Below are 13,245 nucleotides of genomic sequence, written 5' to 3' on the forward strand. Positions count from 1 at the left end.
CGGTCGCCGTGCGGTACGGGGAAGCCTGCCCTCGCGTGCGGGCAGGCCGGGGCGGGTCAGGCGGGGCGGCGGGCCTCGTCCACCAGCAGGACGGGGATCTCGTCGCGGACGGGGTAGGCCAGACCGCAGCTCGCGCCCTCGCACACCAGCTCGGGGGTCTCCTCGGTGGCGTTCTCCTCGCGGAGGGGGGCGTGGCACGCCGGGCAGGCGAGGATCTCCAGGAGGCCGGCTTCGAGCGGCATGGGGGTTCCCTTCGGGATGTACGGGTTCTTTGTGGTCAGCGTAAGCCACATACCCGGCTGGGCCGGGACGGACGTGCGGGGCCCGCCGGGCGGGTGGTTCACGCCCGCACGATCGCCAGGACCTCGTCCCTCACCCGGGTCACCGTCGCCTCGTCGCGGGCCTCCACGTTCAGCCGCAGGAGGGGCTCGGTGTTGGAGGCGCGGAGGTTGAACCACCAGTCGGCGGTGGTGACGGTCAGGCCGTCGAGCTCGTCGAGGGTGGCGCCCTCGAGTCCCTCGTAGGCGGCCTTGACGGCGGCGGCGCGGTCGGCCTGGTCGGCGACGGTGGAGTTGATCTCGCCGGAGGCGGCATAGCGGTCGTACTGGCGTACGAGCTCGGACAGCGGGCCGTCCTGGCCGCCGAGGGCCGCCAGCACGTGCAGGGCCGCCAGCATGCCGGTGTCGGCGTTCCAGAAGTCGCGGAAGTAGTAGTGCGCGGAGTGCTCGCCGCCGAAGATCGCGCCGGTGCGGGCCATCTCCTGCTTGATGAAGGAGTGCCCCACACGCGTACGGACGGCCTTGCCGCCGTGCTCCTCGACGACCTCGGGCACCGACCAGGAGGTGATGAGGTTGTGGATGATCGTGCCGCCGGGGTGCTTGGCCAGCTCGCGGGCGGCGACCAGGGCGGTGATCGCGGAGGGGGAGACGGGCTCGCCGCGCTCGTCGACGGCGAAGCATCGGTCGGCGTCGCCGTCGAAGGCGAGGCCGATGTCGGCGCCCGTCTCGCGGACCCTGGCCTGCAGGTCGACGAGGTTCGCGGGGTCGAGCGGGTTGGCCTCGTGGTTGGGGAAGGTGCCGTCGAGCTCGAAGTACATGGGCACCAGGTCGACCGGCAGCCCGTCGAGGACGGTCGGGACCGTGTGGCCGCCCATGCCGTTGCCCGCGTCGACGACGACCTTCAGGCGGCGGATCCGGCCGAGGTCCACCAGGGAGCGCAGGTGGGCGGCGTAGTCCGCCAGGACGTCCTGCTCGGTGATCGTGCCGGGGGTGGCGGCGGGCTCGGGGGCGCCGGTGGCGACCCAGCCCTCCACGAGGGCGCGGATCTCGCTCAGCCCGGTGTCCTGGCCGACGGGTGCGGCGCCGGCGCGGCACATCTTGATGCCGTTGTACTGAGCCGGGTTGTGCGAGGCGGTGAACATCGCACCGGGGAGGCCCAGTTGGCCGCTGGCGAAGTAGAGCTGGTCGGTGGAGCAGAGGCCGATCTCGGTGACGTCCACGCCGAGGGCCGCGGCGCCGCGCGCGAAGGCGCGGGTCAGGCCGGGAGAGGAGGGGCGCATGTCGTGACCGACCACGATCGCGCTCGCGTCGGTGACCCGGGCGAAGGCGGCACCGAACAGCTCGGCCAGCGACTCGTCCCACTGGTCGGGCACGACGCCGCGCACGTCGTACGCCTTCACGATCTGCGACAGATCAGCCACAGCCATCCCCTCCTGGAGTGCCAATACGGGACAACAAACCTACCTGCCGTCACCGGTGCCGCCGACCGTGCGGAGCGCCGCACGGACGTACGGCTCGTCAGGAGTCGGGGGAACGCAGGACCCTGAGGTGGCCTCGGCGGGCGGCCTCGCGCACGGCGTTGGCCAGGGCTTCGAGGTCGTCACCGCTGGGACGGCTCGGGCCGGTGTCCACGGCGAGACGGACGACTTCCCAGCCCCGGGGGGCGGTCAGCCGCTCGGAGTGCACGGCGCACAGGTCGTAGCAGTGGGGTTCGGCGTAGGTGGCGAGCGGGCCGAGGACGGCGGTCGAATCGGCGTAGACGTACGTCAGCGTCGCGACGGCCGGGCGGCCGCACGCGGTGCGCGAACAGCGACGTACAGAGCTCACGAGGTGGGACGGTACCGCACTCTTGAGCGGGCCGCGACGACTCACCCCCGGCTCACCCCTCCGTGTCGTCCCGCTTCGTCCCGTGGACGCCGTTGCCGAACGGCCTGGTCGGCCCGTGCGACAGGCGGAACTCAGGGGCGTCCGGCGACGAGAAATCGGTCACCACCAGGCACACATAGTGTCATTCGGCGTGCGAGCGCCTATACCGGAGGTGGCCTTAATTGATCGCATAGATGGCCGGAACGCTCATCGGGCGACATGCCAGGAGATGGGCGACTCCCGCGTGCGTACCGCCGCCCGGCGGATACCCTCGGAAGTGATGGACAACCCCGTATCCCCCCGACCGCACGGACCGCGACCACGCCACCGCGACCGCCATGGACGCGGCATGCGCGGACCCATCGCGCCCCCACAGGTGCCGTTGTCGGCCAGCCGGGCCGAGGCGTTCGTGGATCTCGTCCAGGATTCCGCCGAACGGCTGGAAAGGCGCTGGCCGCAGCTGTCGGCGGTGGAGTTCCTGGTCCTCGAGGTGCCCGTCCCCACCGGAGGCGGCGGCCCGGAGGGGCCCGGCGTCCTGGACCTCCTCCAGGGCGACTCCGTCCCGCTCGGCCGGTACATCGCCGCACGCGGCGACGCACCCGACCGGATCATCGTCTACCGCCGTCCGGTGGAGATCCGCACCAAGGCGCGCGACGAGCGCGCGCTGCTCGTGCACGAGGTCGTGGTCGAACAGGTCGCCGAACTCCTGGGGCTCGCCCCCGAGTCGGTGGACCCGCGCTACGGGCAGGACTGACGCCCCGCCCCGCCTCGCAGCGGTCAGCCGTCCGGTCAGTCGTTCAGCACCGACAGGTCCTGCTCCACCTCCGGCACCACCACCGTGGAGCGGTCGTCCGCGACCGGCTGGATCGTGAACATCGGCACACCGTCCTGCACCAGCGTCAGCATCCGCGAGGCGTGCACCGGTCCGCCGGAGAGCTTCTCCACGGTCAGCGCGTACACGCCCCTGCCGCCGCGCGGCCGCGGCGGCTCCACCGCCAGCGTGCTGCCCGCCCGGACGGTGTAGGTCCGGGCGAGAGGGGCGCCTCCCCCGCTGCCCGCCGACGCCGTCACCCGCACCCGGGCCTCCTCCCCCGGAGCGGTGAGCGACAGGACGCCGCCCCTGCCACGGTTGTCGGCGACGGTGCCGCGCGCCTCGACGGCGGGTGTGGCCGGGATGAAGGCCGTCTCCCGCGCGCTGCCCGTGCCGCGCGTGACGCGCAGCGCGGCGACGACCGGGGCGCTGCCGCGCTCGGCGGTCAGCAGCAGGGAGCCCGCCTCACCCCGGGTGACGTCGCCCAGGTCCACGGCCTCGGTCAGGCCGCTCCTGAGGTGCAGCGACTCGTGCCCCGCCGGGCTGATCGAGCCGTCCGGACCGGCCAGCCGCAGCACCAGGTCGGCGTCCCGCGCGCCCGGAGCGAACGCGACGAGCCGCACCGACGTGGCGTCCGCCGGAATGCCGGGCAGCACCACGGCCGGTGACGCGTCGGCGGACGGCGGCAGCCAGTCGCCGCCCAGCGCCTCGTCCGTCGTCTGCACCGCCGCGCCGACCCGCCCGGAGCGGGCGGCGACGTGCACGGTGAGGTCCTCGTGGGCGGCGTCCGTCAGCGACGACAGCAGCACCGCGACGGTCGAGCGGGGCGGGACGTTGACGCCGTCCTCGGCGGGGGTGCCGACCCGGCCGTCCTTGCCGTGGAGCTCGACGTCGACGACGGCCGCCGCGCCGTCCGGATTGGTGAGGTGCACATAGTCCTGGCGGCCCTTGGCGGTGCTCGCGCCGGGGAACCAGAAGGAGGTGTCGGGCGCCGCGCAGGCCACCCCGTGCAGCCCGCGCCCGGCGCCCGACGCGACGGTCGTGGTCTGCTGGGCACTCCAGCCGGGGGCGAGCGGCCCGTCGGCCGTGCCGAGGAGGGCGGGGGCGTCGGCGCGGTCCGTGGTGACGGTGACGGGCCGGCCGGGTTCCTTCACGGACAGGACGGGGCCGTTCGCGCCCCGAGCTCCCGCTGCCTTGCGCCTCGCGTCCTTGCGCGCGTCCTTCGCGGCCTCGGTCCGCGCCGGGCCCGCCGCCGGCAGCAGGTCCGCCGAGGACGTCCGCGGCCCGTCCGTGCCCGGCGGCGTGAACGCGGCGTACGTCGTCTCGCTCGCGTCCGAGCTCACCGGCGCCGGGCACAGCAGCGTCGACCGCTGGACGGGCAGGCGCGCGGAGCTCGTCCGGGCGCCCGTGCCGGCGCCGCCGGACGCCGGGTCGAGTGCGGCCACTCCGGTGACGACGGCGAGCGAGGCCGTGGCGGCGAACAAGGACAAGGTGGTGCGCTTCACCGCTGCTCGCTCCCGTCATGGCCGTACGGGTCGTAGGCGCCGCCCGCGTAGGGGTCCGCCGGATACCGCCCCTGGGCCGCGTCCGGCGGCTCGTGCTCGTCGTGCCCGGGCCGCTCGTCGCGCTCGGGCCAGGCGCCCGTGGCCGGGCCGTAGCCGTCGTCGCCGTACGGCTGCTCGTAGCCCGCGTCGGCGTCCCATGCGGGGTACTGCGGGTGCGGGACGGCGGCGTACGGATCGGCGGCGGGGGCCGGTTCGGTCCGCTCCGCTACCGCGGCGGCGGTCGTGGCGGACCCGGACGCCGCCCCCGCCGCGGCCCGCAGCCTGCGCGCCCGGCGGCCCTCGCCCGCCCCGGCCTGCGCCGGAACGGCCGCCGACGCCCGCTCGGGCAGGTCGTCGTCGACCTGGCGGCGGCGTCCCGGCAGCGCGAGGACGACCAGGACGGCCGCGAGCAGCCCCTGCGCCCACAGCCACGCGGTGCGGGCGGCCGACGGCTCATAGGTCAGGGCGAGCCGCCCGCCTCCGGCCGGCAGGACGAAGCCCTGGGCCCAGCCGTCGGCCGTGCGGCGTACGAGCGGCCGGCCGTCGAGCGTGGCCCGCCAGCCGGGGGCGGCCCGGTCCGCGACGCGCAGCACCCGGCCGGCGGGTCCGGCCGGGATGGTGGCGCGGGCCTCGACGGGGCCCGCCGCGACCGGCACCGGGGCGCTCCTCTCCGTGGTCTCCTGCCGCCGGGCGCCGCCGACGACGGTGACGCGGGCGACCTGCCGGTCGACCCGCCACAGCGCGCGGTGGTCCTGCCGGCTGAGGCGGGTCAGGCCGGGGGTGGCGTCCAGCACGCGGGCCGTGGGGCGGCGGCCGCCGCCGGGGGACGCGAGGGCGGGCGCGTCGTCGTGGACGAGCACGTAGCCCACGGCGTAGTCGCCGAGGCGGTCCGCCTGGTCGGCGCCGGAGCCCGCCACGAGGTGGGCGACGACGGAGTCGAGGCGGGGGTCGCGGCCCGCCGCGGCCGCCGGTTCGGCGTCGCCCGTCCGGGCGCCCGAGCCGCGGACGAGCGTGTAGGCGACGCGGTCGCCGTGGCCGCCGAGCACGAGCGTGCGGGCCTGGTCACGGGTGCCGGCCTCCTCGGCGACGAACGCCGGTACCTGCACCGGATCGCGCCGCTGCAACGGCCCGTCGGCCCCGACGGCCATCCACGTCAGGGCGGCGGCCGCGGGCACCGCCCCCGCGCCGAGGGCGATCAGGACGGCGAGCGGCTGCCGCCAGCCGAAGCCGTGCGCGGCGACGCGCTCGCGGGCCCCCTCGGCGCCGACGACGGCGGCCGCGATCAGGGCCAGGCCGTAGACGAGCATGGCGGGGCCCGGCCAGGCCCGGCCGCCGGTCAGCGCCGCGCAGAGCAGCGCGGCCGGGGCCACGACCCAGGCGGTACGGATCGCGAGCCGCCGGTCCTCGCGCAGCAGCGCGGCGAGCGCGGCCAGGACGAGGCCGCCGGACAGCACGGCGCCGAAGGTGCCGGGCCCGCCGGGGTCGCCCGTCAGCAGTCCCAGCGGCGAGGCCGCGCCCTGCCCGTGGCCGGCCGCCCCGGCCTCGGCCAGGAAGCGCCCGGGGTGGGCGAACAGCTCCAGCGACCAGGGGGCGAGCACCAGGACCGGCGTGGCGGTCACCGCCAGGACGCGCGGCCCGAGCGCCCGGACCTGCGCCGTCCCGCCGCGCGTCAGGCCCCACGCCAGCGCGCCCAGGCCCAGCACGAGGGCCACCGGCCACACCACGGGCGTGAAGGCGGTGGTGACGGTCAGCAGCAGGGCGTACGTCCAGCACGCGCGCCGGGCGGCGCCGGCCGCCCGGGGAGCGCCGGCCGGCGGCCGCCCCCACGCCGTGACGGCCGCGCGGGCCGTCGGCGGCAGCAGCACGGCCAGCACGGCGGTGCCCAGCCTGCCCGTGGCGAGCGCGCCGGTGACGGCGGGCAGGAGGGCGTACGTCACGGCGGCCCAGGCGCGCAGCGGCCGGGAGGCGGTCAGCGGGCGGGCGGTGAGGTAGGCGGCGAGGCCGGCGAGCGGGACCGAGCAGATCAGGAGGAGGGTGAGGGCGAGGTCGGCGGAGCCCGGGAGGAGCGCCGCGAGGAGGGCCAGGATCGCGAGGTAGGGCGGTGCGCTCGCGGTGGTGCCCACGCCGACCGGGTGCCAGTCGCCGGTGTAGGCGGCCCACAGGCCGGCGGCGTGGGCGGGGGCGGGCAGCAGGGCGCCGCCGGACAGCGCGCCGCCGCCGATCAGGTGGCGGCAGGCGACGGCGGAGACGAGCAGCAGGAGGGCGAAGAGGGCGGGCGCGGGCCTGCGTACGAGGCGCTTGAGCCGGGCGAACTGCTCGGCCTCGAGGTAGTCCGCCTCGTCGCCGGTGGGGCCCGACTCGACGGCGCCGTGGCGGCCGGTGGCGGAGTACCGGTCGTCCGTCCTGCCGCCGACGTCGCTCAGGAGCTGTTCGACGGCCGCGCGGACGGTCGCGCCGGGCGGCGGGAAGAGCGGCCGCAGCGCGTCCGGTGCGGCCTTGGCGGGGGCGCGCCGCTTGCGGGCCGTGCTGATGCGCCCGGGGCGCATCAGCACGCCGGCGAGCCCCGCGGCTTCGGCGAGCGCCTGCCCGGGGGCCTTGCCGACGAGGTAGCCGAGGGCGCGCAGCAGGGTGCCGAGGACGAGCCGCAGCAGGACGTACGGCAGGAGCGGGCCGCGGGTGTTGGCGAGGAGGGTGTAGGCGGAGCCCGCCTTGTCGACGCGGTGGGGGTCGACCCTGCCGCGGCCGACGCAGTCGACGGGGCGGCGCTCGCGGGCGGCGGCCTCGGCGTGCCGCAGCACGGCGTCGGGGGCGACGAGCACCCGGTGGCCGGCGGCGTGGGCGCGCCAGCACAGGTCGACGTCGTCGCGCATCAGCGGCAGGCGGGGGTCGAAGCCGCCGAGCGCGTGGAAGACGTCGCGGCGGACGAGCATGCCCGCCGTGGAGACCGACAGGACGGGCCGTACCCGGTCGTGCTGGCCCTGGTCCTGTTCGCGGCGCTCCAGGCCGGTCCAGCGGCGGCCGCTGCGGGCGATGGAGACGCCGGCCTCGAGCAGCTGCCGGCGGTCGTACCAGCCGCGGATCTTGGGGCCGATGACGGCCGCTTCGGGCTCGGCCTCGGCCACGCGCAGCAGTTCGTGCAGGGCGGCGGGTTCGGGGGCGCAGTCGTCGTGGAGCAGCCACAGCCAGTGGACGGGTTCGAGGTCGGCGCGGTCGGTGCCGGGGGCGTCCTCGGTCCAGCCGCGGCTGACGGGGTCCCAGCCGCTGGAGCGCCTGAGGTAGGGCAGGTCGTCCGCGGTGTGTTCGGGGGCGGTACGGACGGCCTCTTCGACGGCCGTTCCGAAGCCGGAGCGGCGGGCGAGGTGCAGGACGTGGTCGGCGCCCAGGGCGTCGGCGAGCAGGCGGCGGGAGTCGTCGGTGCTTCCGGTGTCGGCGGCCACGGTGTGCTGCACCGGCCGTTCCTGGCCGAGCAGGCCGGAGAGGGCGTCGGGGAGCCAGCGGGCGCCGTCGTGGGCGACGAGTACGGCGGTGACGACGTGACGGGGGAACGCGGGCGGGATGGCGGGGTCGAACAACGCGGGGAGGGTGGGGTCGAACATGGCAGCTGCGGGCCCCGGTTCGGAGTGCGGTGACGTCGGGCCCCGGAGGGTATCGGCCCCGGAGAGGGCGGTGGTGCGACTCCGGAGGGGCCTCACCCTAGTGGTGGTACGCGGCGGTGCTCGCGGCGCCGGGCGTGCCCGTCAACACAGCGGTCCGCCTCTCGCGTGCGGGGTGCGAGAGGCGGACCGTGCGGTATGAGGCGGGTGGTGGTGGAGGGTGGAGCGGACAGGCCCTCAGTCCCCGTGTACTGCCTTGGACAAGACATCTCGTCAGGTCGCGACGCCGGCCGTCGGACCGCGGACGTCAGACCGCGGCCTTCTTGAGGCGGCGGCGCTCACGCTCCGACAGACCGCCCCAGATGCCGAAGCGTTCGTCGTTCGCCAGTGCGTATTCAAGGCATTCCGAGCGGACTTCGCACGCCAGGCAGACCTTCTTGGCCTCGCGGGTGGAACCGCCCTTTTCGGGGAAGAAGGACTCGGGGTCGGTCTGAGCGCACAACGCGCGCTCCTGCCAGCCGAGCTCCTCGTCCGCCTCCTCGACCAGCAGTTGCTGGAACAGCTCGGTCATGTGCGCCCCTCGTCTGATTGCGTCCCCGTGTGCTGCCGCGCGTCAGGTGCGGCAGAACGACACGAGTGAAATTACAAGTGCGCCGATCCGGGCCAGTCAAGCCGGGATCTGCTATTGGGCCCCTTATTCACTCTGCGGAACCAAGGCTGAGCGGAAAGTTGCCAAACCACCACAAGAGTGGACACTTCCCTCAGTCGTCACAAGCGTCCCGCTCTCCCCACTTATATGAAGAGGACGCGGCACGCGGCGAAGCCGTTGCAGGACCGTCCCAACGAGGCACGGAACGATGTTTACGACTCCCCCTGCCGCCCGACTGTCCGCACACACCGCGACACAAACCTTTGACCTCACTCTGTAACCGGAAGAGTGAAAGAGGCCACCAAAAGGGACATGCGGTTGACAGGCGGGCGGTCGAGCCGGTCTCCTTGTTCGCATGCCAGCGACCTACGCTCCCGTGGCCACCGCCCCGGGGACCCTCAGCCTGACCCGTGCCTACGGGTCCCGCTGTGCTGTGCACGCGCGCTGTCGCTGTTCCAGCTGTTGATGCCTTCTCGCCTTCGCTCCAGCTGATCTTTCCGAGCCTTTCGGGCTCTTTCTGATCGCTCCGGCCTTCCGGTGATCCCTTCACCGGCTCGCCGCCGTCGTCACGCCTTCGGCCCGCGCCCCTTCGGGTGCATGTCGTCGGCCGTCGACGCCACCCGTCTGATCGTCCGATCGTCCGACTCGTGCCGCCGCACAGCACATCCGTCGAGGAATCCCGCAATGAACAGCGACGTCCAGATCGCCGGCGACCCGCTCGCCCTCCCCCACCTGATGCCCGCGCCCGCCGCCCACCCGGCCACCGTCGCCGAGTTCGCCGGCCTCGCCCGCACCATCGCCGCCGACGCCGCCTCCTGGGCCCCGCTGGTGCGCTACGACGCCGTCACCCGCTGGTACCACCGGCTGCGCACCGGCCCCGGATACGAGGTCTGGCTGCTGAGCTGGGTGCCCGGCCAGGGCAGCGGGCCGCACGACCACGGCCCCTCCTCCGGGGTGATGACCGTGCTCCAGGGCGAGCTGTCGGAGCGCTCCGGGGACGCGCACCGCGTGCTGGAGGCCGGGGCGCAGCGGGTCTTCGCCCCCGGCTACGCCCACGAGGTCGTCAACGACTCGCTCGAGCCGGCGGTGAGCCTGCACGTGTACTTCCCGGGGCTCACGGAGATGCCGATGCACCCGGCGCGGCAGGCGCACTGCGGCGCGCTGGCCGCCTCCGCCTCCCCGGTCGCGGCGTCGTAGGGCCGCCCTTCTGCGAGCGCGTGTTCCTCTGCTGACAGACTGCCACCATGCGCATTGTGGTTCTGGCCGGCGGGATCGGGGGCGCCCGCTTCCTTCGTGGCCTCAAGTCAGCAGTCCCCGACGCCGAGATCACCGTCATCGGGAACACGGGCGACGACATTCATTTGTTCGGGCTGAAGGTCTGTCCGGACCTCGACACGGTGATGTACACGCTCGGCGGCGGCATCCACGAGGAGCAGGGGTGGGGCCGGGCCGGCGAGACCTTCGCGGTGAAGGAGGAACTGGCCGCCTACGGCGTCGGGCCCGAGTGGTTCGGGCTCGGCGACCGCGACTTCGCCACGCACATCGTGCGGACGCAGATGCTCGGCGCCGGGTACCCGCTCAGCGCCGTCACCGAGGCGCTGTGCGCGCGGTGGCGGCCGGGGGTGCGGCTGCTGCCGATGAGCGACGACCGCGTCGAGACGCACGTCATGATCGACGACCCCGAGGGCGGCGAGGGCGCCCGTAAGGCCGTGCACTTCCAGGAGTACTGGGTGCGGCTGCACGCCTCGGTGACCGCCCACGCCATCGTTCCGGTGGGCGCGGAGACGGCCAAGCCGGCGCCGGGCGTGCTGGAGGCCGTCGCCGCCGCGGACGTCATACTCTTTCCGCCGTCCAACCCCGTGGTGAGCGTCGGAACGATCCTGGGAGTGCCCGGGATCCGGGAGGCCGTCGCCGCGTCCTCCGCTCCCGTGGTCGGCCTCTCCCCCATCGTCGGCGGCGCGCCCGTGCGGGGCATGGCCGACAAGGTGCTCGAGGCCGTCGGCGTCGAGGCCACCGCGGCGGCCGTCGCGCGGCACTACGGCTCCGGGCTGATCGACGGCTGGCTCGTGGACTCCGTGGACGCGGACGCCGTGGCCGAGGTCGAGGAGGCGGGCATCCGCTGCCGGGCCGTACCGCTGATGATGACCGACCTCGACGCCACGGCCGCCATGGCCCGTGAGGCGCTGGCCCTGGCCGAGGAGGTGCGCGGATGAGCGCCGACGAGACGCCGGCCCCCGGCTTCCGCGTCTGGGCCGTGCCCGGGATTCCCGAGGTGCGCCCCGGGGACGACCTCGTCAAGCTCATCGCCGCCGCCGTGACGGCCGAGGGACGGCCGGGGCTCGCCGACGGGGACGTCCTCGTCGTCACCTCCAAGATCGTCAGCAAGGCGGAGGGACGGATCCAGGCGGCCGCGGACCGTGAGGCCGCGATCGACGCGGAGACGGTACGGCTGGTGGCCCGGCGCGGCACGCTGCGCGTCGTCGAGAACCGGCTGGGCCTGGTCATGGCCGCGGCAGGCGTCGACGCCTCCAACACGGAGGCGGGCACCGTGCTGCTGCTGCCCGAGGACCCGGACGCCTCCGCCCGGCGCATCCGCGACGGGCTGCGGGACGCGCTGCGGGTCGACGTGGGCGTCGTGGTGACCGACACGGCCGGGCGGCCCTGGCGCAAGGGCGTCACGGACTTCGCGATCGGCGCGGCCGGAGTGCGGGTCGCGGACGACCTGCGCGGCGGTGTGGACGCGTACGGCAATCCGCTGGTCGCCACCGTCGTGGCGACCGTCGACGAGCTGGCCGCGGCCGGCGACCTGGTCAAGGGGAAGGCCGGCGGGCTGCCCGTCGCCGTGGTGCGCGGGCTGGCGCACGTCGTGACCGAAGCGCCGGAGCACGAGGGCGCCCGGTGGCTGGTGCGGCCGGCCGAGGACGACATGTTCCGGCTGGGCACCTCGGAGGCCGTACGGGAGGCGGTGTCGCTGCGGCGCACCGTCCGGGAGTTCACGGACGACCCCGTGGACCCGGGCGCGGTGCGGCGGGCCGTGGCCGCGGCCGTGACGGCGCCGGCGCCGCACCACACGACGCCCTGGCGGTTCGTGCTGCTGGAGTCGGCGGAGTCGCGGACCCGGCTGCTGGACGCCATGCGGGACGCGTGGGTCGCGGACCTGCGGGCGGACGGGCGCTCGGAGGCGAGCATCGCCAAGCGGGTGCGGCGCGGTGACGTGCTGCGGAACGCGCCCTACCTGGTGGTGCCGTGCCTGGTCATGGACGGCTCGCACGACTATCCCGACGCGCGGCGCTCGGCGGCGGAGCGGGAGATGTTCGTGGTCGCGATGGGGGCCGCGGTGCAGAACTTCCTGGTGACGCTGGCCAGTGAGCGGCTGGGGTCGGCGTGGGTGTCCTCGACGATGTTCTGTCCGGACGTGGTGCGCGAGGTGCTGGAACTGCCGGAGGACTGGCATCCCATGGGCGCCGTGGCCGTGGGCCGGCCGGCGGCCGCGCCGCGGGCCCGGGGCGCGCGGGACGCCGACGCGTTCGTGGTGGTGCGGTAGGCCGAGAGTGCCCCCGGATCCGGTCAGATCCGGGAGAAGTCCCGCGCCGAGAAGCGCGGGGCGCGCCGTGGGGGCACCACGCCGCTCAGCAGGATGAGGCGGCACGCCCGGTGGCGCTGGCCGGCGTAGGGGGCCAGCAGGTCGAGCATGCCGTCGTCGTCCGTGCCGCGCAGGCCCGTCAGGGCGTAGCCGACGATCTTCGGCAGGTGCAGGTCGCCCGTCGTGACCGCGTCGGCGGCGCCGTTGGTGCGCTGCAGCGTCTCGGCCGCCGTCCAGGGGCCGATGCCGGGGACCGCCTGGAGGCGGGCCGAGGCGTCGGCCTCGTCCATCGACGCGGCCTCCTCCAGGCGCGCGGCGGCGCGGGCCGCCCGCACGATGGTCGCCGACCGCCGGCCGTCCACGCCGGCCCGGTGCCACTCCCAGGAGGGGATCAGGGCCCATGCCCGGGGGTCCGGCATCACCCGCAGGCCGGGGCCGGGGCCCGGCGCGGGCTCACCGTGGCGCTGGAGCAGCAGGCGCCACGCGCGGTACGCCTCGTCGCTGGTGACCTTCTGCTCGAGGATCGAGGGGATCAGCGACTCCAGGACCAGACCGGTGCGGGCCAGCCTGAGGCCGGGGTTACGGCGGTGGGAAGCGTGGACGAGGCGGTGGCGGGGGGTGAACCCCGTCGGGTCGTCGCTCGCGCCGAGGAGGGTGGGCAGGCGGTCCAGGAGCCAGTCCGCGCCCGGTCCCCAGGCCTCGCCGTGGACCGTGCCGCCGTCGTACGTCAGCCGCAGCGTGCCGGGGCCCTGCGGGGTACGGCTCGCCCGCCAGAGGGAGCCGTCCGGGGCCACCCGGTAGGCGGGGTCGCCGGGGCCGCGCGCCAGGACGCACAGGGTGCGTTCCAGGTCGTACGGGCCGCCACCGGGCGGGGCCCACGTGCGGGTGGCCATCGGGCCAGGGTACGTCGTCCTGCCGGTC

At 75.3% G+C, this 13,245-nt stretch carries 11 protein-coding genes; 4 read left to right on the plus strand and 7 right to left on the minus strand.

The genetic code is table 11. The annotated features are described in order from the left end of the window. Positions 1-56: 56 nt before the first annotated feature. From J1792_RS02420 to J1792_RS02430, 3 genes are all read right to left on the minus strand, one after another. Positions 57-242 carry a Trm112 family protein gene (locus tag J1792_RS02420; RefSeq protein ID WP_086573449.1) on the minus strand — a complete coding sequence of 62 codons (186 nt, stop codon included), beginning with the start codon at positions 240-242 and terminating at the stop codon, positions 57-59. 98 nt (positions 243-340) lie between these two features. Then, positions 341-1,705, minus strand: a complete 1,365-nt coding sequence (locus J1792_RS02425) for a phosphomannomutase/phosphoglucomutase (RefSeq protein WP_086573448.1) — start codon at positions 1,703-1,705, stop codon at positions 341-343. 91 nt (positions 1,706-1,796) lie between these two features. After that, entirely contained in the window at positions 1,797-2,150 is a 354-nt protein-coding gene (locus J1792_RS02430) for a DUF3499 domain-containing protein (RefSeq protein WP_207246592.1), read from the minus strand. 343 nt (positions 2,151-2,493) lie between these two features. Between J1792_RS02430 and J1792_RS02435 the strand changes: the two genes are divergently transcribed. Then, a complete protein-coding gene (locus J1792_RS02435; protein WP_242645423.1) occupies positions 2,494-2,898 on the plus strand; it encodes a metallopeptidase family protein in 405 nt (134 codons plus the stop codon). Between the two features lie 35 nt (positions 2,899-2,933). Here J1792_RS02435 and J1792_RS02440 read toward each other — a convergent pair whose 3' ends face one another. From J1792_RS02440 to J1792_RS02450, 3 genes are all read right to left on the minus strand, one after another. Further along, positions 2,934-4,460, minus strand: a complete 1,527-nt coding sequence (locus J1792_RS02440) for a DUF5719 family protein (RefSeq protein WP_207246593.1) — start codon at positions 4,458-4,460, stop codon at positions 2,934-2,936. Beyond that, complete coding sequence (locus J1792_RS02445) at positions 4,457-8,095, minus strand: glycosyltransferase family 2 protein (protein WP_207246594.1); 3,639 nt, start codon at positions 8,093-8,095, stop codon at positions 4,457-4,459. The genes J1792_RS02440 and J1792_RS02445 overlap by 4 nt, the downstream gene beginning before the upstream one ends. Before the next feature lie 304 nt (positions 8,096-8,399). Further along, positions 8,400-8,663 carry a WhiB family transcriptional regulator gene (locus J1792_RS02450; protein WP_004952403.1) on the minus strand — a complete coding sequence of 88 codons (264 nt, stop codon included), beginning with the start codon at positions 8,661-8,663 and terminating at the stop codon, positions 8,400-8,402. Between the two features lie 762 nt (positions 8,664-9,425). Here J1792_RS02450 and J1792_RS02455 point away from each other — a divergent pair. The 3 genes from J1792_RS02455 to J1792_RS02465 are packed head-to-tail and all read left to right on the plus strand — an operon-like array spanning position 9,426 to position 12,285. Then, entirely contained in the window at positions 9,426-9,938 is a 513-nt protein-coding gene (locus J1792_RS02455) for a cysteine dioxygenase (protein ID WP_086573628.1), read from the plus strand. Positions 9,939-9,985: 47 nt separating this feature from the next. Further along, positions 9,986-10,954, plus strand: coding sequence for a 2-phospho-L-lactate transferase (gene cofD / locus J1792_RS02460; RefSeq protein WP_086573627.1), 969 nt, complete (start codon positions 9,986-9,988; stop codon positions 10,952-10,954). Beyond that, positions 10,951-12,285 (plus strand): coenzyme F420-0:L-glutamate ligase, encoded by a 1,335-nt coding sequence (locus tag J1792_RS02465; protein WP_086573625.1) that lies wholly within the window; start codon positions 10,951-10,953, stop codon positions 12,283-12,285. Before cofD ends, J1792_RS02465 begins: the two co-directional genes overlap by 4 nt. Positions 12,286-12,308: 23 nt before the next feature. Here the strand turns inward: J1792_RS02465 and J1792_RS02470 are convergent, their stop codons facing one another. Continuing rightward, a complete protein-coding gene (locus tag J1792_RS02470; protein ID WP_207246595.1) occupies positions 12,309-13,217 on the minus strand; it encodes a DNA-3-methyladenine glycosylase family protein in 909 nt (302 codons plus the stop codon). Between the last annotated feature and the right edge of the window lie 28 nt (positions 13,218-13,245).

Source organism: Streptomyces triculaminicus (assembly GCF_017349075.1).
GTDB classification, from domain to species: domain Bacteria; phylum Actinomycetota; class Actinomycetes; order Streptomycetales; family Streptomycetaceae; genus Streptomyces; species Streptomyces triculaminicus.